The sequence below is a fragment of the Mycolicibacterium grossiae genome (assembly GCF_008329645.1).
In the GTDB taxonomy this organism is placed as follows: Bacteria; Actinomycetota; Actinomycetes; order Mycobacteriales; family Mycobacteriaceae; genus Mycobacterium; species Mycobacterium grossiae.
Genome location: NZ_CP043474.1, coordinates 268,631 through 289,231 on the forward strand (window position 1 = coordinate 268,631; position 20,601 = coordinate 289,231).

Here is a 20,601-nt window from a genome sequence, read left to right on the forward strand (position 1 = left end):
CGCCGGGCGCGGCGGCGCCGGGAAGTGATTCTCATTGCCCACCTCTGAGCGACAATTCGCGACAACGCTGGGCCCGGAGGCCTACCACGAGGCGCCGACGAAAGTCGGCCCCGCACAACACTTGTCCACAGACGCGCCTTCGTGCACAGGCTGAAGATCATCGCTTCGATCCGTCGGCACTCGCACGTATGTTCGAAGCATGTTCGACGACTTGGTCACCGCGACAGCCCACGCGACGGGCAGCACGGCGGTCGGCACGTGGGCACGGGTCGAGAACGCCGCCTGCGCGCGCCGACTCTCCGCGATGGCGGACATGCTCGCCGAACGGTATGCCGCCGACGGGTCCGCCGAACGGGAGCAGTGGTATCTCGACAACTGGGCCGCGGTGTCCGCCCACATCGGCGCGGCCATGCACGTCACGGCGGGTACGGCGTCGCATCAACTGATCGTGGCCAGCGCGCTACGCGACCGCCTGCCGCTCGTCGGCGAGGCGTTCGCCGAGGGACTGCTCACCTATCAGGTGGTCAGGTTGATCGTCACCCGTGCCGGGTTGGTGTCCGATCGCGACGCGCAGCGCGCCGTCGACACCGAGATCGCCGAAGCGCTGCGGCACTGGGAACCCATGCCGGTCGCGAAGGCCGAGGCCGCTGTCGACGACATCATCGCTCGGCATGACCCGCTCGCGGTCCGACGTACGCAGGCCCGCGCGAAGGGCCGTCGCGTCGAGGTCTTCATCGACGACGGCGACGGCATGTCGACGGTGTGGGCCACGCTGTTCGCGCCGGACGCCAAGGCGATGGACTCTCGGCTGGACACGTTGGCGCACAGCGTCTGTGAGAACGACCCGCGCACCCGTGACCAACGCCGAGCGGACGCCTTCGGGGCGGTCGCGCGCGGCGAGGATCGGCTGCACTGCGGGTGCGGCCGCGACGACTGCACCGCCGCGGCGGGCCCCGCGCCGGCCGGCAGCAGCGTCGTCTACGTGATCGTGAACGATGACACCCTCGCCGACACTGGTGCGGCGGCAGCGGCTCAGGACGCCGAACTGGACGGCGTCACGCGACGTCACTCGACCAAGCCGCTCTTCCAGATGACGCTCGTCGAAGCCCTGACGCCGCCGCCCGGCGAGTCGGCCGCAACGCGACCCGGCGCCGTGATGGGCGGGCACTTCCTGCCGGGTGCGGTCGCGCGGCGAATGGCACGCTCGGCGACGCAGCGCCGGGTCGTCCACCCGAGGGACAGGCCGCCCGAGCCGCGCTACACCCCATCGCGTGCGTTGGCCGACTTCGTGCGGTGCCGCGACATGACATGCCGCTTCCCCGGGTGTGCGGTCCCGGCGAGCGCGTGCGACATCGACCACACGATTCCGCACCCGTCGGGGCCGACGTGCGCCTCGAACCTGAAGGCACTGTGCCGTCGACACCACCTGCTCAAGACGTTTTGGAGCGGTACGCCGGGCTGGCGCGAGCAGCAAGGTCCCGACGGCACGGTCGACTGGACCGCCCCCGACGGCGCGACGTACCGGACGGCGCCCGGCAGCCGGGTGCTCTTCCCGAGCCTGTCCGTACCCACGGCGCCGGTGACCACGAGCGGCGACGTTCCGGCCAGCGCGGCCGCCGGCCTGACGATGCCGCGGCGGGCACGGACGCGGCGCGAGGAGCGCGCGCGACGCGTCGAGGACGAGCGCCTCGCGAATGCGCCATGGGTGGCATGGGAGGTGGCCCGATCGGTACCGACGTTCTAGACCGCACCGACCGCGTAGCGCTGCAGCGTGGGCCCGAGCCACGCGATCAGTTCGTCACGGCTAAACCCGGCGACGGGTGGCAGCCGCAGGACGAACCGGCAGAGGGCCATGCCGAGGACCTGGGTGGCGATCAGACCGGCCCGGCGCGGGGCCTCATCGGGGACGAACTTCGCGATGGCCGGCAGCAGCTGGCCGGCGAAGATGTCGGTCATGCGTTGCGCCGCGTCACCGTTCGTCGTGGCCGAGCGGAGCAGCACGACGAGCGCCTCGTCACCCTCCCACCGCTCGAGGAAGTGCGTGACCAGGACCTCGCCGAGGCGTTCCGGGGCGACGTCGGAGAGATCCGGGAAACGCAGGTCGAACTCGGCGGCGGCCGCGAAGAGCTGGTCCTTGCTGCCGAAGTAGCGCATCACCATCGAGGGGTCGATGCCCGCGTCGGCGGCGATGGCACGGATGGTCGCACCCTCGTAGCCCGACTCCGCGAAGCGCTCGCGCGCGGCAGCGAGGATCACCGCCCTTGTCCGGTCGCCCTTCGTGCCCACGCCGCCAATCTATGCCAACAGATGTTGACTTTTCTGACGGACGGGCACAAGCTGCAGAAGTCAACGCGTGTTGGCAATTTTGAGGAGGCACCATGTACGACACCGATGTCCTGGTCGTCGGGGCCGGTCCGACCGGCCTCGCGCTCACCGCCGCCCTGTCGTCTGCGGGCGTCGGGGTGACGCTCGTCGACGCACAGGCCGAAGGGGCGAACACGTCGCGCGCCGCCGGCATCAACGCCCGCACACTCGAGGTGCTCAACGACCTCGACGTCACGCGTCGCCTACGGAAGGAGGGCATCGAGGCGCCACGGTTCAGCGTCCGCGACGGCGAACGCGTACTGGTGTCGATCGACTTCAGCACGCTCGACACGGACTATCCGTTCACGCTGCTGGTACCGCAGTACGTCACCGAGCGGGTCCTGCTGGCGCGGGTCCGGGAACTCGGCGGCGACGTCATCCGCCCGCAGCGGCTCGAACGGCTGCGACAGGACACCGACAGCGTCACCGCGACCTTCGCCGACGGTCGCGTGCTGCGGGCCCGCTACGCCGTCGGGGCCGATGGCATGCACAGCACCGTCCGCCAGGAGGCGGGCATCGGCTTCGGGGGCGGCTCGTATGCGCAGTCCTTCGTCCTCGCCGACGCCCGCCTCGACGGCGATGTCCCGAGTGACGAGGTGCGGTTGTTCTGGGCGGCACAGGGCCTGACCGTCCTCGCGCCGCTACCCGACGGCACCGTCCGCATCGTCGCGCCGGTGACCGACGCCCCCGAGCAGCCGGCGGCGCCGTTCCTGCAGCAGCTGCTCGACTCCCGTGGGCCCGGCGGCATCGCCGTCACCGACGTCGCGTGGGGCTCGCGGTTCCGCATCCACCACCGCGTCGCCGCCAGTTACCGCGCCGGCCGCATCCTGCTCGCGGGCGACGCCGCCCACGTGCACAGCCCGGCGGGCGGCCAGGGCATGAACCTCGGCGTGCAGGACGCCCTCGCACTCGCCGATGCACTGACCGAGGCGCTGACCGGCGCCGAGGCGGCCCTCGACGGCTACGCGCGCGCCCGGCGACCGATCGCCCAGCAGGTGATCGCGCTGACCGACCGCTTGACCCGGCTGGCGACCGCGCCGCGCGCGTTGCGGCCGGTACGCAACCTGGCCATCGGCGCGGCAGGCCACAGCCCGGCGTTCCGTCGCGGCCTCGCCATGCGCCTGTCGGGGCTCGTCTACCGTTGAGCACCCCGGCTGGCAAGCTGTCGGCATGCAGACGCTCGAAGCCGATTACCTGGTCGTCGGCGCCGGCGCCATGGGCATGGCGTTCGTCGACACGCTGATCACCGAGACCGACGCGACGGTCGTCCTGGTCGACCGCAACGACGCCCCCGGCGGCCACTGGCTCAGCGCCTACCCCTACGTGCGTCTCCACCAACCGTCGGCCTACTACGGCGTGAACTCCCGCCGGCTGGGCACCGACTCCATCGACGCGAGCGGGTGGAACCAGGGCTTCTTCGAGCTGGCCCCGGGCAGCGAGGTGGTCTCCTACTACGACACCGTCATGCGCCAGCACCTGCTGCCCAGCGGACGGCTGTCCTACTTCCCGATGAGCGACTACCGCGGCGACGGCACCTTCGTCACCCTCGGCGGCGAGCAGTACCGCGTGGAACCGCGCCGGCGCACCGTCGACGCCACCTATCTCAGCGTCGTCGTCCCGTCGATGCGGCCACCGGCGTACGACGTCGCCGAGGGCGTCACGTGCATCCCGCCCAACGGGATCGCCCGCCAGCCCGCGTACGACCAGTACGTCATCGTCGGCGCCGGCAAGACGTCGATGGACACCTGCTCGTGGCTGCTGCGCCACGGCATCGCGCCGGAGAAGATCACCTGGATCAAGCCGCGGGAGTCCTGGGTGCTCGACCGCGCCGCCGTCCAGCCCGGGCCGGAGTTCGCCCGCCGGGTCATGGCCGACTTCTCCGCCCAGTCGCGCGCCATCAAGAAGGCCACCTCGGTCGACGACCTCTACCTGCAGCTCGAGAAGCTCGGCTGCCTGATGCGCATCGACCAGTCGGTCACGCCGACGATGTACCGCTGCGCCATCCTCTCGCAGATCGAACTCGCCAACCTGCGCACGATCTCCGACGTCGTGCGCCTGGGCTACGTGCAGCGCATCGAGCCCGGCCGGGTGGTCCTCGACGGCGGCACCATCGACACGCACCCCAACACCCTCTACGTCGACTGCACGGGCGACGGCATCGGCCAGAAGCCGCCGACGCCGGTCTACTCCCCCGGTGCCATCACCCTGCAGTCGGTGCGGACGTGCCAGCCCGCGTTCAGCGCCTCGGTCATCGCGCACGTGGAGGCGATGGACGTCGACGACGACGTCCGCAACGCCTACTGCCGCCCGGTACCGCACCCGACGGTGCCGCAGGATTGGCTGACGATGACGATCGCGTTCAACGACAACCAGCTCCACTGGTTCACCGACGCCGAGATGATGCGCTGGCTCAACGCCGCGCGCCTCAACGCGGTCAGTCACATGCAGACCACCGACGACGAGGCCGCCCAGGGTGCGGCCATGATCGCCCCGCGCCTGCGTGCCGCGAACGAGAAGCTCGCCGAACTACTCGCCGCCGACGTTCCGACCTAGACCCAGGATCTCGACGCTGCGCTCGCGCATCTCGACCTTGCGGATCTTGCCCGTCACCGTCATCGGGAACTCGTCGGCGACGTGCACGTACCGCGGGATCTTGTAGTGCGCCAACCGTCCCGCGGCGAAGGCCTGCACGGCGGGGGCGTCCAGCGGAGGCCGCCCCGGCTTCATCCGGATCCAGGCGCAGACCTCCTCGCCGTACGTCGGATCGGGCACGCCGATCACCTGCGCGTCCTCGACGTCGGGATGGGTGTAGAGGAACTCCTCGATCTCCCGGGGATACACGTTCTCCCCGCCGCGGATCACCATGTCCTTGATGCGGCCCACGACGGTGCAGTAGCCGTCGTCGCGCATCACCGCGAGGTCGCCGGTGTGCATCCACCCATCGGGATCGATGGCCTCGGCGGTCTTCTCGGGGTCGTTCCAGTAGCCGAGCATCACCGAGTAGCCGCGCGTGCAGAACTCCCCGGGCGTGCCGCGCGGGACGGTCTCGCCGGTGTCGGGATCGACGATCGCGATCTCGACGTGCGGGTGCGCGCGGCCGATCGAGGAGGTCCGGCGTTCCAGGTCGTCGTCGATCAACGTCTGGCACGACACCGGAGACGTCTCGGTCATCCCGTAGGCGATCGCCACCTCGGTCATGTGCATGTCGTTGACGCAGCGCTTCATCACCTCGACCGGACACACCGACCCGGCCATGATTCCCGTCCGCAGCGACGACAGGTCGCGTGCCGCGAAGTCCGGGTGATTCTGCATCGCGATGAACATCGTCGGCACGCCGTAGAGGCCGGTGCACCGTTCCCGCTCGACGACGTCGAGGGTCCGCCCGGCGTCGAACGCCGGCGCCGGAATCACCATCGTCGCAGCGTGACTGGTGCAGCCGAGGTTGCCCATCACCATGCCGAAGCAGTGATAGAAGGGCACCGGAATGCACAACCGGTCGGCCGGCCCCAGCCGGATCAGCTCGGTGACGAAGTAGCCGTTGTTGAGGATGTTGCGGTGCGACAGCGTCGCGCCCTTCGGGAATCCGGTGGTGCCCGAGGTGTATTGAATGTTGATCGGATCGGTGTCGCGCAGGCCGGCCTGCCGCTCGGCGAGCGCCGCGGCGGACACCGGGCCCGCCCCGGCGCGCAGCGCGTCCCAGCCGTCCCCGTCGAGCAGGACGACGTCGCGTAGCGCCGGGAGATCCGGCCGCACCTCGTCGACCATCGCCGCGTAGTCCGACGACTTGAACGTCCGCGCCGCGATCAGCATCCGCGCGCCGGACTGCTCGAGCACGTAGGACAGTTCGTGGGTGCGGTAGGCGGGGTTGACGTTGACCAGGATCGCGCCGATCTTCGCCGTCGCGTACTGCGTCACCGCCCACTCCGCCCGGTTCGGCGCCCACAGCGCCACGCGGTCGCCCGCGGCGATGCCCCGCGCCATCAGGGCGCGCGCCACCACGTCGGTCTCGGCGTCGAACTCGGCGTAGGTGTACCGGACACCGGACGCGACGTCGACGAGCGCCTCCACCTCGGGGTGCGCGGCGGCGATGCGGGTGAGGTTGGCGCCGATCGTCTCGGTCAGGATGGGGACGTCGGTGGGGCCGGCGTCGCGGCTCGGCAGGGGGTTCATGACAGCAGGTCCTCGTAGCGGTGTTCGGTGGCGATGGGTGTGCCCGACCGGTGCGCATCCTCCTCGCGGCGGCGAAGCTCCACCCGGCGGATCTTGCCCGAGATGGTCTTGGGCAGCTCGAAGAACTCGATGCGGCGCACCTTGAGGTACGGCGCGAGGTGCTCGCGGGCGTGGGCCATGATCGCCCGCGCGGTGTCGGCGTCGGCCGGCCAGCCGTCGGCCACCGCGACGTAGGCCTTGGGCACCGCCAGCCGGGTGTCGTCGGGCTGCGGCACGACCGCGGCCTCGACCACCGCCGGGTGCTCGATGAGCACGCTCTCCAGTTCGAACGGCGACACCTTGTAGTCCGAGGATTTGAACACGTCGTCGGTGCGGCCGACGTAGGTGATGTAGCCGTCGGCGTCGCGGCTCGCGACGTCGCCGGTGTGGTAGTAACCGCCGGCCATGACCTGCGCGTTGCGCTGCGGATCGCCGAGGTAGCCGGTCATGAGGTTGAGCGGCCGCGCGGACAGGTTGAGGCAGATCTCCCCCTCGTCGGCCTCGGCACCGGTGACGGGGTCGACGAGCACCACCGGCACGCCGGGCATCGGTCGCCCCATGGAACCGGGCTTCACCGGCTGGCCGGGGGTGTTGCCGACCGCCAGCGTCGTCTCGGTCTGGCCGAAGCCGTCCCGGATCGTCAGGCCCCACGCCCGCTCCACGGCGGCGATGACCTCCGGGTTGAGTGGCTCACCCGCGCCGAGGATCTCGCGCAGACCGGCAGGCCGTGCACCGAGATCGGCTTGAATCAGCATGCGCCACACCGTCGGTGGCGCGCAGAACGTATTGACCTCGGCGCGGCGGAGCACCGCCAGCAGCGACGCCGCGTCGAACCTGCCATAGTTCAGCACGAAGATCGTCGCCTCGGCGATCCACGGCGCGAAGAAGCAACTCCAGGCGTGCTTCGCCCACCCCGGCGAGCTGATCGCCAGGTGCACGTCGCCCGGACGCACGCCGATCCACGCCATCGTCGTCAGGTGCCCGACCGGATAGGACACCTGCGAGTGCTCGACGAGCTTCGGTCGGCTGGTGGTACCCGAGGTGAAGTACACCAGCAGCGGGTCGGTGGCGTCGGTGCGCGCGGTGAAGGGCCCGACCGACGCCTCCCGGTGGGCGTCGCCGTAGCAGTGCCACCCGTCGACGGGGGCGCCGACGGCGATGCGCACGTAGTCCCCCGGGACGTCGGCGAACTTCGCCGCGTCGGCGGCCGCGGCGATGACGAACCCCGCCCCGCCGCGCGCGACCCGGTCCGCCAGGTCTGCTGACCCCAGCGCAGCGGTCGTCGGCATGACGACGGCGCCGAGCTTGGCGACCGCCAGCATCGCCTCCCACAGTTCGACCTGATTTCCCAGCATCAGGATCACCCGGTCACCGCGGCCGACCCCGCGGCGTTCCAGCCAGGTCGCCACCCGGTCGGAGCGGTCGGCCATCTCGGCGAAGGTCACCCGTTCCTCGGCACCGTCCTCGGCGACGATCCACAGCGCCGTCCTTTCGGCTGCCGACCCGCGGGCGACGACGTCGAACCAGTCGGTCGCCCAGTTGAACCGGCCCTCGATCCGCGGCCAGGCGAACGTCTCGACGGCCTCCTCGTACTCGCCGATCACCGACGCCAGCTGGTCGCGGGCCGCGCGGTACCGCTCGGTGTTGCTCGTCATGGCGACTAGGATCCAGGTCACAGTCAGCCCTTCGCTACCCCCCGAAGGAGGGTGGTCATGCTCCGGCCGCGCGACGCCGACGTCCTGCGCTCCGAGCTGCGTCGGGTGGCCGCCGAAGCGCGGGTGCCGGTGCTGTTCGGCGGCGAGGTTCATGGCGACGGACTGCTGCTCAGCGAGTTCATCGGCACGCGGACCGGGCTGCTGCGCGGCCTGGTGGTGCGGGCGAGCTCGGGTCTGGGCGGGGCCAGCATGGTGGCCGGACGGCCCCTCTCGGTGGCCGACTACCGCAGCGCCGGGTCGATCACCCACGACTACGACACCCCGGTGCTCGGCGAGGGCATCCGCTCGGTGCTCGCGGTGCCGGTGGTGGTCGACGGCGTCGCCCGTGCGGTGCTGTACGGCGCCTACCGCGCCAGCGCCCCGGTGGGTGGGCGCGCCGCCGACGTCATGGTGCGCTCGGCGCGGCGGATTTCCGACGAACTCCGCATCCGCGACGAGGTCGACCGGCGGCTGCGACTGACCGAGGCGCGCGCCGCCGCGACCGTGGTGCCCGAACGGGTCCGCGAGGTGCACGCCGGGTTGCGTCGGCTCGCCGCGAGCGCCGATGGCGCCCTGCGGGCCGAGTTGCACGCACTCGCCAACCGGTTGACCGGCGGACCCGACGCCGACGTGGCGTTGACCGCGCGCGAACTCGACGTCCTGGCCCAGGTGGCGCTCGGTTGCACGAACCTCGAAGCAGCCGAACGACTCTCGCTGAAGCCGCAGACCGTCAAGAGCTATCTGCGCAGCGCGTCGGCCAAGCTCGGCGCCCACGGCCGGCACCAGGCGGTGTCCCGGGCGCGCAGCCGCGGCCTGATCCCCTAGCTCTCCACCGGCGCGACCCGACCGGCGAACGTGACCGCCTCGACACCGTGGTCACGCGAATCCGCCTCGGCCTTCGCGGTTTCCGCGGCCAGGTCCAGCGAGCGGGCCATCAGCACGTAGGCCACCGCGGAGGCCAGCAGCCCGACGAACAGCGCGACGTCGACGTCACCGAGCGCCGCCGCGACGGGACCGGTGTACCAGACCGTCACCACGAACGGGACCATCGCGACGATGCCGACGGCGTAGGCGGCCAGACCGCGCCACCCCCACGAGCCGTAGACGCCGCCCTCGGGGACGAAGATCTCGCGGATGGCGTACCGCCCGCGCCGCACGAAGTAGTAGTCGACGAGGTTCACCGACGTCCACGGCACCAGCAGGTACAGCAGCACCACCAGGAAGCTGCTGAAGTTGGCGAGGAACTCCCCCGAGGACAGGATCGCGCCGAGCAGACCGGCCGCGGCGATCACGATGCACGACACGATCCGCAGCCGGCGGGTGGGGCGGACGGCCTTGAACGAGTCGATCATCGTGATCAGTTCGAGCGACGCCGCGTAGACGTTGACGGTGATGACCGTGACGAGGCCGGGCAGAGCGGCGACCAGCAGCCAGGTCCCGGAGCCGGGCAGCACGCCGTCGGCTGCGCTGCGGACGGCCTCCAGCGGTGAGGCGTCGGCGAACAGCGCGGCCACCAGCGCCCCGAGCGCCATCAGCCACACGGCGCCGACGAAGACGCCGGAGTAGGTGAACCACAGCGCCTTTCGCGGGCTGGTCTGCGGCGGGAGGTAGCGCGAGTAGTCCGACACGTACGGCGCCCAGCCCAGCGCGTAGGCCGCCGCGGCGCCGAACTGCACGAGGAAGCCGGCCCACGTGAAGCCGCCGAAGCCGAACTGGCCCGCCGGAACGTCGAGCCAGATCAGCGCCGCGACGGTGAACACGCCGAAGGTCGCGAGGAAGAGCCACGTCAGCCAGGTCTGGAAGCGGTGGATCCAGTGGTAGCCGTAGATCGCCAGCGTGAGCGCGCAGGCGGTGATGAGGACGAACCACAGGTCGCGCAGGTCGGTGCCGGTCGCCAGCGTCAGGACGTCGGCAGCGAGGATCTGGTTGAAGACGTTGAACCCGACGATGCTGAACACCACCACCGCGCAGATGACGACGACGCCGCGGTAACCGAACTGCGCCCGCGACTGGATCATCTGCGGCAGGCCCAGCTGCGGACCCTGGGCGGAGTGAAACGCCGTGAACACCGTGCCGACGGCCGCGCCGAGCACGATTGCCACCAACGACGTCACCAACGATGCGCCGAGGGCCGCGCCGACCATGCCGGTGGCCAGCGTCGTCAGGTTGGCGTTCGACATGAACCACAGCGGGAACAGCGTCGACGGCTTGCCCCGCCGTTCGTCCAGCGGAACCCAGTCGATGGACTTCGATTCGATCGCAGGTGTCTCAGGCATGGATGCTCCGCTCGAGGATCGGGTGGTACAAATCGGGCCGGCGGTCGGCGAACAGGTCGTTGTGGCGGCCGATCGTCTTGTCGTCGTCGACGGTGAGGACCGCCGACGCGACGCCGTCTGCATCGGGGGTGGCGCACACCCATCCGTCGGGTGAGATCACCGCCGTCCCCCCGGTCCACGTCACGCCGCGTTCGGCGCCGTGCCGGTCGGCGATCACGGTCGGTAACCGGGAGGACCGCGCCGCGGCCATCGCCTGGATCGTCTCCGGTGGCAATGCGCCGTCCGGTCGGTCGACCAGGGGCCAGCACACCGGCAGCGCGAGCACGCGGGCACCGAGCAGCGCCAATCGTCGCGGCAGCTCCGGGAATTCGTTGTCGTAGCAGATGGCGACGCCGATCCGGCCGACCGGGCTGTCGACCACCGCACCGGCCTCGTCGCCCGCGGTGAAGACGTCGTACTCGGCGTCCCACAGGTGCGACTTGCGGTAGGTGCCGAGCGCGCCGCCGCGTCCGATCACCAACGCCGAGTTGTACAGCCGGTCACCGGCGCCCTCGCAGAAGCCGACCACCGCCACGGCGCCCTCGGGGACGGCGTCGGCCAGCGCGAGCAGTCGGGGATCGTCGGCGGCGAGGGCGAGCGCTCGGGCCTCGGCGGCGTCGGTGAGGACGTAGCCGCTGGTGGCCAGTTCCGGCAGCACGATCAGGTGCGGCCCCGGCTCCGCCCGCAGCAGGGCGCTGCGGATGGCAGCCAGGTTCGCGTCGACGTCGCCGATGGTGACCGGCAGCGCGACGGCCGTCACCCGGATCGTCGCCATCAGCGGCCCCGGTTCACCGCGGGCGTGCCGTCGAACGCGCCGGAGTGGCGGCCGATCTCGTCGATGCGGATGGTCGCGGTCGCCTCGTGCGCGGCCAGTCCCTCGAAGGCGGAGATCCGCTCGACGGCCGGGGCGAGCGCCGCAGTCGCCTCACGCTGCGCGCGCTGGTAGGTCAGCGGCTTGAGGAACCGCGACACCGACAGTCCGGCGTTGTACCGCGCCGTCTTGCCGGTCGGCAGCACGTGATTCGTTCCGGCGATGCCCTTGTCGGAGTACGCGACGGTGCTCCACGGACCGAGGAACAGCGAGCCGTAGCTGCGCAGCTCCTTGAGGAAGAAGTCGTCGTCGTCAGTCTGCACCTCGAGGTGTTCCGGGCCCAGCACGTCGGAGATGGCCGCCGCCTGAGCGCGGTCCTGGGCCACGACCACCGAACCGTAATCGCGCCAGGCCGCGCCGGCGATCTCGCGCGTGGCGAGCGTCTCGAGCTGACGCGCGATGGCGTCGATCACGTTGCGTCCCAGCGTCTCGGACGTGGTGATGAGCGCCGCGGGCGAGTTGGGTCCGTGCTCGGCCTGGCCCAGCAGGTCGGCCGCCACCCACTCGGGGTTGGCGGAGTCGTCGGCCAGGACCGCCACCTCCGACGGCCCGGCGAGCAGGTCGATGCCGACGCGGCCGAACAGCTGCCGCTTCGCCTCGGTGACGAAGGCGTTGCCGGCGCCGACCAGCATGTCGACCGGTGCGTCGTCCAGCAGGCCGAAGGCCATGGCTCCGAGGGCCTGCACGCCGCCGATCGCGAAGACGCGGTCGGCGCGCGACAGGTACGCGCCGTAGAGCACGGCCGGGTGGGCGCCGTGCTCGCCCGACGGCGGGGTGCACGCCAGCACCGTGGGGACGCCGGCGGCCTTCGCGACGCCGACCGTCATGAACGCGCTCGCCAGCAGCGGGAACCGGCCGGCGGGCAGGTAGGCGCCGACGCGGGTGACCGGGACGTACTGGACGCCGCCCACGACGCCGGGCGCCAGGTCGACCTCGAAGTCCGACAGGTGTGCGCGGGTGGCGGTGGCGAAGCGGTTGGTGCGCTCGTAACCGAGGTCGAGTGCCGCCCGCACGTCGGCGGGCAGGGCGTCGCCGCTGCGGCGCAATTCGTCGGCGCCGACCTCCAGCTCGCCGGTGTGGCCGTCGAGTTCGCGGGCGTAGCGGCGGACGGCGTCGAGGCCGTTGCGTTCGATGTCGGACAGCATCTCCGAGACCCGCTCGACGACCTTCGGGTCGCGCTGCGCCGGCGGTCCGTCGACGGCGGGCTTCTTCAGCCAGGTGAACGGTCCGAGGGCACGGGCTTCGTCAGCGGTGATCTGCATGGCGGCGACGCTAGGCCGGTTTCCGCCGAAGGACTAGAGGGGTGACTCCTGCGGCTGCCACAGGACTTGCCTATGGCGTGATGTTCGTGCAGCTCAGACCCGGCGATGGTCGATCAGCGGCACGGCATGGCGGCCGGAATCCTCGTCGGAGGGCGGGACGACGGGCAGGTCGCGCACGGTGTCCTCGGCGAGGCGGGCAAACTCCTTGGTGGCGTTCGACAGCGGCCGGCCGCGGTGTTGGGCGAGCGCGATGGTGTCGTACAGCGGTTCGGCGAACGGGGCGACGTGCAAGCCGGACGGGAACGCGCCGCTGGCGATGACGGCACCGCTGACGATGGTGTCGCCGACGTGCGCCGCGACGAGCTTGAGCGCGGACTCGACGTGTTCGATCTCGATCTCCGGGTCGAGGCGGAGCCCGGCCAGTTGCGCCCGTTCGGCGAGCTGGCGGCGGGTCGGGTCCTTCCAGCCGTAGTGCGCGTCGTAGAGGACGAGCGTCGCGGCGGCGAATCGACCGATGGTGACGGGCTTCTCGGTGTGCGTCGGGTCGGCGCTGACGTAGAAGACCTCGTCGCGCAGCAACGGCCGGACGGTGAGGTCCTCGTCGTCGATGGGCAGGATCAGCATGCCCGCCTCGATCTCGCCGGCCTGGATCGCCGCCGCGGTCTCCGCCGAGTTCTGCCCGACCAGGCGCACCCGCACCGAGGGATAGCGCATGTGGAAGGTCTGCACCAGATGCGAGAGCAGGTAGTAGTCGGCGTTGCGCGGGACGCCGAAGGTGGCGGTGCCACCACCGAGCGAGCCGACCGAGCGCACGGCCTGGACGCCGCCGTCGGCGGCGTGGACGGCCTGCTGGGCGTAGGAGAGGAGTTCCTGGCCGGCGGCGGTGAGCGCGAGGCGACGGCTGCCGCGGACGAAGAGCTGCGCGCCGAGTTCGACCTCTAGGCGACGCACCAGCTCGCTGACGGAGGCCTGCGCCACCTGCATGGCGTCCGCGGCGGCGGTGAACGAGCCGAGCCGTTCAGCTTCGACGAACGCCCGCAGCTGGTTGAGCGTCATGCCGGGTGACCCTATGCGCGGGCGGATACGAGCGCCACGGGGTGGGTGCGCGCGTCCCGAACTCGTCGCCCCCGGTCGGGAGAGGCGCGCTGCGCGACCGTGGGCCAGGGGGCCGGGTCCGCGAGCCGCGGGCTGGGGGCCTGGGTCCGTGAGCCGCGAGCCGCGGACCGTGCGCCGCGAGCCGCGAGCCGCGAGCCGCGAGCCGCGAGCCGCGGAAAGTGTTTCTCGGATGCCCACCTCTCAGCGACAACTCGCGACAACGGGCGGCTTCGGGCTCGCCCGCGGTCGAGTGGCGCGCTGCGCGACCGCGGCCTGCCCGGGGGAAGTGTTTCTCGAATGCCCACCTCTCAGCGACAACTCGCGACAACGGGCGGCTTCGGACTCGCCCGCGGTCGAGTGGCGCGCTGCGCGACCGCGGCCTGCCCGGGGAAGTGTTTCTCGAATGCCCACCTCTCAGCGACAACTCGCGACAACGGGAGGCGTGGGTCCATCCACAGTGCCGACTTCGTGCACAGCCCCTCTGTCGCGAGAAGGATCGGCGTCGGTGTCGCGGGCGAGGCTTCGGTCATGACGGAGCCCTTGCCGATCCGCGGCATCGAATTGCGGTACATCCTGACGAACTACCTGTCGCTGCATGGCGAATGCACGATCGACGAACTGATTCGCGCGGTCCGCCGGATGGGGTTCGGGGTGCCGGGCCGGCCCTCGAAGGCGATCTCCGACGCGTTGCGGTGGGAGGTCCGACTCGGACGGGTGGTCCGACGGGGCCGCGCGATGTACGGCCCGGGTTACGTACCGCGGGCCACCGAGTACCGGATCGAGAATCGCGTGTGGGCGCTGCGGGAGCGTGCGTTGCCGCACCGTCCCGATGCCCTCCCGCGCTTCCCGACGTGGCCCTTCGACTGATGTCTGGCCGAATGTCGCGAGTTGTCGCTCAGAGGTGGGCATCTGAAATGGACTCCCGCCTGGGGACGGGCGGGAATCGCGCACGACCGACGGAAACGCGCCGCGATTGTCGCGAATTGTCGCTCAGAGGTGGGCATCTGAAGTGGACTCCCGCCTGGGGACGGGCCGCCGTCGCGCACGGCCGCGGGGAACCGCGCACGACAGACGAGGGCTGCGCTTCGCCAACCCCGGCGCCGCGGTGTCGCGACTTGTCGCTCAGAGGTGGGCAATCGAAAAGCACTCCGGCGGGCGAGGTGGGCGGTCCACGGGCCGGAGCCGGACCGCCCCCTGGCCGCCCCGAGCGCCGGACCGGCTCGGACCGCCCGGGCGCGCCGGCACGGTCCGGGCCCGCCCGCTCAGGCCAGGGAGTCGAGCCAGGCTCGGTGCAGCGCGGCGTACCGGCCGTCGTCGGCGACCAGCTCGTCTGGTGGGCCGTCCTCGACCACCTGGCCGTGTTCGAGGACCAGCACGCGGTCGGCGATCCGCACCGTCGACAGCCGATGCGCGATCACCAGCGCGGTCCGGTCGGCGAGCACCGTCTCCAGCGCCCGCTGCACCAGCCGCTCGCTGGGGATGTCCAACGACGACGTCGCCTCGTCGAGGATGAGCACGGCAGGGTCGGCGAGGAACGCCCGCGCGAACGCGATCAGCTGTCGCTGCCCCGCCGACAGCCGCCCGCCGCGCTTGGCGACGTCGGTGTCGTAACCCTGCGGCAGCCCGGCGATGAACCGGTCCGCACCGACCGCCTCCGCCGCGGCGCGCACCTCGGCGTCGGTCGCCTCGGGCCTGCCGAACCGGATGTTGTCCGCGACGGTCCCCTCGAAGACCACGTTCTCCTGGGTCACCATCACGACGTGCCGGCGCAACTCGCTCTGCCGCAGATCGCGCAGGTCGACGCCGTCGAGGGTCACCGCGCCGGACGTCGGGTCGTAGAAGCGCGCGATCAGCTTGGCGATCGTCGTCTTGCCCGCGCCGGTGGTACCGACGAGCGCGACCGTCTGCCCGGCGGGGACGTCCAGCGTCAGCCCGGGCAGCACCGGGCGGTCCGGGACGTAGGAGAACGCGACGTCGTGGAAGGCGATGTGCCCGTCGACAGATTTCAGCGCGACGGGTTCGGCCGGGTCCTCGATGGCCGGCCGCTGCGCCAGCACACCGGCGATCTTCTCCAGCGCGGCGGCGGCCGACTGGAAGGTGTTGAAGAACTGCGAGATCTCCTGCATGGGCTCGAAGAACATCCGCAGGTAGAGCAGGAACGCGGCCAACGTGCCGATCGTCATCTCGCCGTGTAGCACCCGGTAGCCGCCGTACAGCAGCACCAGCCCGGTCGTCACGTTGCCGACGAGCTTCACGCCCGGCATGAAGATCGCCAACAGCTTGAACGCCCGCTCGTTGACGTCGCGGTACTGGTCGGCGACGTCGCCGAAGATCTCCTGGTTGCGCGGCTCGCGGCGGTAGGCCTGCACGGCCTTGATGCCCGTCATCGTCTCGACGAACTGCACGATCACCAGCGCCGCGCTCTCCCGCACCCGCAGGTAGACCTTCCCCGACTGGGTACGGAACCACCAGATGAGCCCCACCAGGATGGGGAAGGCCGCGAGGCACACCAGCCCGAGGTGCACGTCGAGCACGATGAGCAGCACCGCGGTGCCGCCGAGCGTCAGCACCGCGGTGATCAGACCGTCGAACCCGGTCTGCAGCATGTCCTGGATCGCCTCGACGTCGTTGGTCGACCGGCTGACGACCCGCCCGGAGGTGTAGCGGTCGTGGAACGCGACGTCCAACCGCTGAAAGTGTCGGTAGATCCGCTGCCGCAACGTCAGCAGCACCCGCTGCCCGAGCCGTCCGGACCGGCGCAGGAAGAACATCCGGCTGGTGGCCTGCAGCGCGACGACGCCGCACAGGGCCCCGACGATCAACAGCAGTTCGCGCGCCGGGCCGCCGTCGACGATCGGCGGGATGCCGTGGTCGATGCCGCGCTGCACCAGCAGCGGCACCGACAACCGCGCCGCGTTCTCCACGACGACCACCAGCGCCAGCAGCGCGACCGCCCCGCGGTAGGGCCGCAGGAGCGAGCCGAGCAGCGTGCGCGCCTCGCGCCGCCGCGACACCGACTCGTCGATGGGCAGGTCGTCGGTCTGCTCGGTGACCGCCTGACCGCGCCAGTCCGTCACGCTCATCAGGCCCTCGCCTCCGCGAGGTCCTCGTCGGCCGCCAACAGGTCCCGGTACGCCGGCACCTCGTCGAGCATCTCCGCGTGCGTCCCGACGTGGGTGATCGTGCCGTCCTGCAGCAGCGCGACGCGGTCGGCCAGCAGCACCGTCGACGCCCGGTGCGCGACGACGACGCCGGTGACCCCGGCCAGCACCCGGCGGAGCGCCTCGGTCACCCGGGCCTCGGTGTGCACGTCGAGCGCCGACAGCGTGTCGTCGAGCACCAGGATCGATGGTGTCGCGAGGATGGCGCGTGCGAGCGAAAGCCGTTGCCGCTGACCGCCGGACAGGCTCATGCCCTGCTCGCCGATCCGGGTGTCCAGGCCGAACGGCAGGTCGTAGACGAAGCCGGCGGCCGCGACGTCGACGGCGTCGGCGAGCTGCTGATCGGTGGCGTCCGGGTTGCCCAGCCGCAGGTTCTCCGCGACCGACATCGAGAACAGCGTCGGGTCCTCGAACGCCGTCGCGACGGCACGACGCAGTGCGGGCAGCGACAGGTCCCGGACGTCGTGGCCGTCGACGAGGATCCGTCCCTCGGAGACGTCGTGCAGCCGCGACAGCAGCGACGCCAGCACCGACTTGCCCGACCCGGTGGCGCCGACGAGGGCCAGCGTCTCCCCCGGCTCGACGGTCACGTTCACGTGCCGCAGCGCCCAGTCCCGCGTGTCGGGGAACCGGAACCCCACGTCGACGAGTTCCAGGCGACCCCCGCGCGGGGCGGCGTCGACCGGGCCGTCGGTGATCTCGCGGGGCGCGTCGAAGATCTCGGCGACGCGGTCGGCCGCGGTGAACGCCTCCTGCGTCATCGACAGCAGGAAACCCAGCGAGGCGACCGGCCAGACCAGCGACAGCATCATGGTGATGAAGGCGACCAGCGTGCCGAGCGTCACCTGGCCGTGGCCGGCGGCGTAGGCGCCGAAGCCGAGGACAAGGATCAGCGTAATGTTCGGGATCACCTCGAGCAGCGTCCAGAACTTCGCCGACACTCCGACCTTGTTCACCTCGGTCTCGTACAGCGCCTCGGCCTTGGCGGAGAACCGCTCGTAGGCGTAGTCCTCGCGGCCGAACGACTTGATGACCCGCATGCCGAGCGCGGACTCCTCGACATCGGTGGCGACGTGGCCGGCCTGGTCCTGCGACAACCGCGACAGCTTGGTGAACTTCCGCTGGAAGTGCAGCACGGTCAGCGTGATCGGCACGACCGACATGACCACGACGACGCCGAGCGGCCAGTACATCGACAGCAGGATGCACGTGACGATGACGATCTGAATGCCGTTGAGCACGAGGAAGAGCAGCCCGAACGACATGAACTGGCGGATGGTCGACAGGTCGTTCATCACCCGCGACAGCAGCTGGCCGGACTGCCACCGGCCGTGGAACGACATCGGCAGCACCTGCAGCCGCGCGTAGAGGTCCTTGCGGATGTCGGCCTCGACGCCGAGCGTGGCGCGGGCGACGAGCCAGCGCCGGATGAACCACATCACCGCCTCGGTGATGCCGACACCCAGGGCCGCCGCGCCGAGGACCCACAGCCCCTGCTGATCCTGGCGGCGCACCGGCCCGTCGATCACGGCCTTGGTCATCAGCGGGATCGCGACCGTGGCGCCGAGGCTCGCGACGGCGACCAGCGACATGATCAGCCACCGCCACTTGTAGGGCAGCAGGTACGGCAGCAGCCGCGCCAGTGACGACGAGGCGCGCGGCCGCGCGGGCGGGGCGGCGATCGCCGGCGTGCGGAACATCTCCGTCATGCGGCGACCGTCGCATCCCGGAACTGCGTCTCGTACAGCTCCGAGTACCGGCCGCGCCGGGCCAACAGCTGAGCGTGCGTGCCGCGCTCGACGATCTGGCCGTCCTCGACGACCAGGATCAGATCGGCGGCCCGGATCGTGGACAGCCGGTGCGCGATGACGATCGACGTGCGCCCCGCCAATGCCTCGGCCAGCGCCTGCTGCACGGCGGCCTCGGACTCGGAGTCCAGCGACGCCGTCGCCTCGTCGAGCACCACGACCCGCGACCGGCCGAGCAGCAGCCGCGCGATGGTGAGGCGCTGCCGCTGACCACCGGACAGGCGGTAGCCGCGCTCCCCGACGATCGTGTCCAGCCCGTCGGGCATCTCGGCCACGACGTCGGCGAGCCGGGCGCGGCGCAGCGCCTCCCACAACCGCTCGTCGGACACTTCGCCGTCGGCAGCGCCGTCGGCCTCCTCATCGGAACCGAGGGTCAGGTTCGCGCGGATCGATTCGTGGAAGAGGTGCCCGTCCTGGGTGACGACGCCGACGGCGGCCTGCAGCGACGCGAAGTCGACGTCGCGCACGTCGGTCCCGCCGAGGCGCACCGCGCCGGAGCCGACGTCGTAGAGCCGGGCCACCAGCGACGCGATGGTCGACTTGCCGGCGCCCGACGACCCGACGAGCGCGACCATCTGGCCGGGCTCGGCGGTGAACGAGATGCCGTGCAGCACCTCGTCGCCGCCGCGGTCGTCCAGCACGGCGACCTCCTCGAGCGACGCGAGCGACACCTGCGCCGCCGAGGGATAGGCGAAGCGGACGTCGTCGAACTCGACCCCGAGCGGGCCGTCCGGCACGGGGCGCGCGTCCTCGCGCTCGCGGATCAGCGGCACCAGGTCCAGCACCTCGAACACCCGCTCGAAACTGACCAGCGCGCTGGCGATCTCGACGCGCGCGTTCGCCAGCGCGGTCAGCGGCGCGTAGAGCCGGGTGAGCAGCAGCGCCAGCGACACGATGGCGCCGGCCTGCAGGTGCCCGCCGATCGCGAGCACGCCGCCGAGACCGTAGACCAGGGCCAGCGCGAGCGCCGACATCAACGTCAGCGAGTTCATGAACGTCGCCTGCAGCATGGACGTGCGCACCCCGATGTCGCGGACCCGGCCGGCGCGCACCGCGAACTCGCGCGACTCGCGCGCCGGGTTGCCGAACAGCTTGACCAGGGTGGCGCCGGGCGCGGAGAAGCGCTCGGTCATTTGGGTGTTCATCGTGGCGTTGTGGATCGCGGACTCGCGGCTCAGCGTCGCCATAGTGCGTCCCATCCGGCGGGCGGGCAGCAGGAACAGCGGCGTCAACAGCAGCGACAGCACGGTGATCTGCCAGGAGATGCCGAGCATGACGGCCAGCGTCAGGGTCAGGGTGACGGCGTTGGAGACCACGCCGGACAGGGTGTCGGAGAACGCGCGCTGCGCGCCGATGACGTCATTGCCGAGCCGGCTGACCAGCGCACCGGTGCGGGTGCGGGTGAAGAACGCGACCGGCATGCGCTGCACGTGGTCGAACACCGCGGTGCGCAGGTCGAGGATGAGCCCTTCGCCGATGGTCGAGGACAGGAACCGCGTCAGCATGGTCACCGCGGTCTCGGCGATCGCGACCACCGCGATGAGGACGGCGATCAGCACCACCGTCGACGGCGCACCGCCGTGCACGATGGCGTCGACCACCCGGCCGGCCAGTAGCGGCGTCGCCACCGCGAGCAGAGCACCCACCACGCTCAGCGCGACGAACCCGCCCAACCGGCGGTGGTGCCGCGCGGCGAAGCGCCAGATGCGCGTCAGCAGGCCGCGGTTGGCCAGCTCGCGCAGGTCGCCACCGCGGGCACGCGTCTGCCGGTACAGCGTCTGGCGCGCTACCGTCTCCAAGCTCATGTCATCACCGTAAGACC

Annotated in this window: 15 protein-coding genes; 5 read left to right on the forward strand and 10 right to left on the reverse strand. The window is 71.2% G+C overall.

Annotated features, from left to right (window positions below; translation table 11 throughout):
• Window positions 1-199 precede the first annotated feature (199 nt).
• On the forward strand, window positions 200-1,744 hold the full coding sequence (locus tag FZ046_RS01380) for an HNH endonuclease signature motif containing protein (RefSeq protein WP_070353500.1): 1,545 nt from the start codon (window positions 200-202) through the stop codon (window positions 1,742-1,744).
• Here FZ046_RS01380 and FZ046_RS01385 read toward each other — a convergent pair.
• Window positions 1,741-2,286: a TetR/AcrR family transcriptional regulator gene (locus FZ046_RS01385; protein ID WP_070353499.1), complete on the reverse strand. Its 546-nt coding sequence runs from the start codon at window positions 2,284-2,286 to the stop codon at window positions 1,741-1,743. The genes FZ046_RS01380 and FZ046_RS01385 overlap by 4 nt on opposite strands.
• Window positions 2,287-2,378: 92 nt before the next feature.
• Here FZ046_RS01385 and FZ046_RS01390 point away from each other — a divergent pair, with 92 nt between their 5' ends.
• Together FZ046_RS01390 and FZ046_RS01395 are read left to right on the forward strand one after the other, a co-directional pair.
• Complete coding sequence (locus FZ046_RS01390; protein ID WP_070353498.1) at window positions 2,379-3,509, forward strand: FAD-dependent oxidoreductase; 1,131 nt, start codon at window positions 2,379-2,381, stop codon at window positions 3,507-3,509.
• Window positions 3,510-3,534: 25 nt separating this feature from the next.
• Window positions 3,535-4,917 (forward strand): NAD(P)-binding protein, encoded by a 1,383-nt coding sequence (locus FZ046_RS01395; protein ID WP_070353497.1) that lies wholly within the window; start codon window positions 3,535-3,537, stop codon window positions 4,915-4,917.
• Here FZ046_RS01395 and FZ046_RS01400 read toward each other — a convergent pair.
• On the reverse strand, window positions 4,891-6,525 hold the full coding sequence (locus FZ046_RS01400) for an AMP-binding protein (RefSeq protein ID WP_070353531.1): 1,635 nt from the start codon (window positions 6,523-6,525) through the stop codon (window positions 4,891-4,893). The genes FZ046_RS01395 and FZ046_RS01400 overlap by 27 nt on opposite strands.
• A gap of 5 nt (window positions 6,526-6,530) precedes the next feature.
• On the reverse strand, window positions 6,531-8,228 hold the full coding sequence (locus tag FZ046_RS01405; RefSeq protein WP_070353530.1) for an AMP-binding protein: 1,698 nt from the start codon (window positions 8,226-8,228) through the stop codon (window positions 6,531-6,533).
• A gap of 57 nt (window positions 8,229-8,285) precedes the next feature.
• Here FZ046_RS01405 and FZ046_RS01410 point away from each other — a divergent pair, with 57 nt between their 5' ends.
• Window positions 8,286-9,092 (forward strand): helix-turn-helix transcriptional regulator, encoded by an 807-nt coding sequence (locus FZ046_RS01410; RefSeq protein ID WP_070353496.1) that lies wholly within the window; start codon window positions 8,286-8,288, stop codon window positions 9,090-9,092.
• Here FZ046_RS01410 and FZ046_RS01415 read toward each other — a convergent pair.
• The 4 genes from FZ046_RS01415 to FZ046_RS01430 form a co-directional block, all read right to left on the reverse strand.
• On the reverse strand, window positions 9,089-10,543 hold the full coding sequence (locus FZ046_RS01415; protein ID WP_070353495.1) for a purine-cytosine permease family protein: 1,455 nt from the start codon (window positions 10,541-10,543) through the stop codon (window positions 9,089-9,091). The genes FZ046_RS01410 and FZ046_RS01415 overlap by 4 nt on opposite strands.
• Window positions 10,536-11,357, reverse strand: a complete 822-nt coding sequence (locus FZ046_RS01420; protein WP_070353494.1) for a nitrilase-related carbon-nitrogen hydrolase — start codon at window positions 11,355-11,357, stop codon at window positions 10,536-10,538. The genes FZ046_RS01415 and FZ046_RS01420 overlap by 8 nt, the downstream gene beginning before the upstream one ends.
• A complete protein-coding gene (gene hisD, locus FZ046_RS01425; RefSeq protein WP_070353493.1) occupies window positions 11,357-12,715 on the reverse strand; it encodes a histidinol dehydrogenase in 1,359 nt (452 codons plus the stop codon). Before hisD ends, FZ046_RS01420 begins: the two co-directional genes overlap by 1 nt.
• Window positions 12,716-12,808: 93 nt before the next feature.
• Window positions 12,809-13,771, reverse strand: coding sequence for a LysR family transcriptional regulator (locus FZ046_RS01430; RefSeq protein WP_083298250.1), 963 nt, complete (start codon window positions 13,769-13,771; stop codon window positions 12,809-12,811).
• A 567-nt stretch (window positions 13,772-14,338) separates the two neighbouring features.
• On the opposite strand from FZ046_RS01430, the gene FZ046_RS01440 reads away from it, so the two are divergent.
• Entirely contained in the window at window positions 14,339-14,677 is a 339-nt protein-coding gene (locus FZ046_RS01440; protein WP_070353492.1) for a hypothetical protein, read from the forward strand.
• A gap of 395 nt (window positions 14,678-15,072) precedes the next feature.
• Here FZ046_RS01440 and FZ046_RS01445 read toward each other — a convergent pair whose 3' ends face one another.
• From FZ046_RS01445 to FZ046_RS01455, 3 genes are read right to left on the reverse strand one after another with little or no spacing between them, the layout of a single operon-like run.
• Window positions 15,073-16,893, reverse strand: coding sequence for an ABC transporter ATP-binding protein (locus FZ046_RS01445; protein ID WP_070353491.1), 1,821 nt, complete (start codon window positions 16,891-16,893; stop codon window positions 15,073-15,075).
• Window positions 16,893-18,680 carry an ABC transporter ATP-binding protein gene (locus FZ046_RS01450; protein ID WP_070353490.1) on the reverse strand — a complete coding sequence of 596 codons (1,788 nt, stop codon included), beginning with the start codon at window positions 18,678-18,680 and terminating at the stop codon, window positions 16,893-16,895. The genes FZ046_RS01445 and FZ046_RS01450 overlap by 1 nt, the downstream gene beginning before the upstream one ends.
• Window positions 18,677-20,584 carry an ABC transporter ATP-binding protein gene (locus FZ046_RS01455; protein ID WP_070353489.1) on the reverse strand — a complete coding sequence of 636 codons (1,908 nt, stop codon included), beginning with the start codon at window positions 20,582-20,584 and terminating at the stop codon, window positions 18,677-18,679. Before FZ046_RS01455 ends, FZ046_RS01450 begins: the two co-directional genes overlap by 4 nt.
• Window positions 20,585-20,601 lie beyond the last annotated feature (17 nt).

What these genes read in the sequence shown, in the direction of transcription:
- FZ046_RS01410 (WP_070353496.1), top strand. Translation starts at nt 8,286, where the DNA reads ATGCTCCGGCCGCGCGACGCCGACGTCCTGCGCTCCGAGCTGCGTCGG.
- FZ046_RS01380 (WP_070353500.1), top strand. Translation starts at nt 200, where the DNA reads ATGTTCGACGACTTGGTCACCGCGACAGCCCACGCGACGGGCAGCACG.
- FZ046_RS01455 (WP_070353489.1), bottom strand. Translation starts at nt 20,584, where the DNA reads ATGAGCTTGGAGACGGTAGCGCGCCAGACGCTGTACCGGCAGACGCGT.
- FZ046_RS01395 (WP_070353497.1), top strand. Translation starts at nt 3,535, where the DNA reads ATGCAGACGCTCGAAGCCGATTACCTGGTCGTCGGCGCCGGCGCCATG.
- FZ046_RS01415 (WP_070353495.1), bottom strand. Translation starts at nt 10,543, where the DNA reads ATGCCTGAGACACCTGCGATCGAATCGAAGTCCATCGACTGGGTTCCG.
- FZ046_RS01445 (WP_070353491.1), bottom strand. Translation starts at nt 16,893, where the DNA reads ATGAGCGTGACGGACTGGCGCGGTCAGGCGGTCACCGAGCAGACCGAC.
- FZ046_RS01440 (WP_070353492.1), top strand. Translation starts at nt 14,339, where the DNA reads ATGACGGAGCCCTTGCCGATCCGCGGCATCGAATTGCGGTACATCCTG.
- FZ046_RS01390 (WP_070353498.1), top strand. Translation starts at nt 2,379, where the DNA reads ATGTACGACACCGATGTCCTGGTCGTCGGGGCCGGTCCGACCGGCCTC.
- hisD (WP_070353493.1), bottom strand. Translation starts at nt 12,715, where the DNA reads ATGCAGATCACCGCTGACGAAGCCCGTGCCCTCGGACCGTTCACCTGG.
- FZ046_RS01450 (WP_070353490.1), bottom strand. Translation starts at nt 18,680, where the DNA reads ATGACGGAGATGTTCCGCACGCCGGCGATCGCCGCCCCGCCCGCGCGG.
- FZ046_RS01430 (WP_083298250.1), bottom strand. Translation starts at nt 13,771, where the DNA reads ATGACGCTCAACCAGCTGCGGGCGTTCGTCGAAGCTGAACGGCTCGGC.
- FZ046_RS01405 (WP_070353530.1), bottom strand. Translation starts at nt 8,228, where the DNA reads ATGACGAGCAACACCGAGCGGTACCGCGCGGCCCGCGACCAGCTGGCG.
- FZ046_RS01420 (WP_070353494.1), bottom strand. Translation starts at nt 11,357, where the DNA reads ATGGCGACGATCCGGGTGACGGCCGTCGCGCTGCCGGTCACCATCGGC.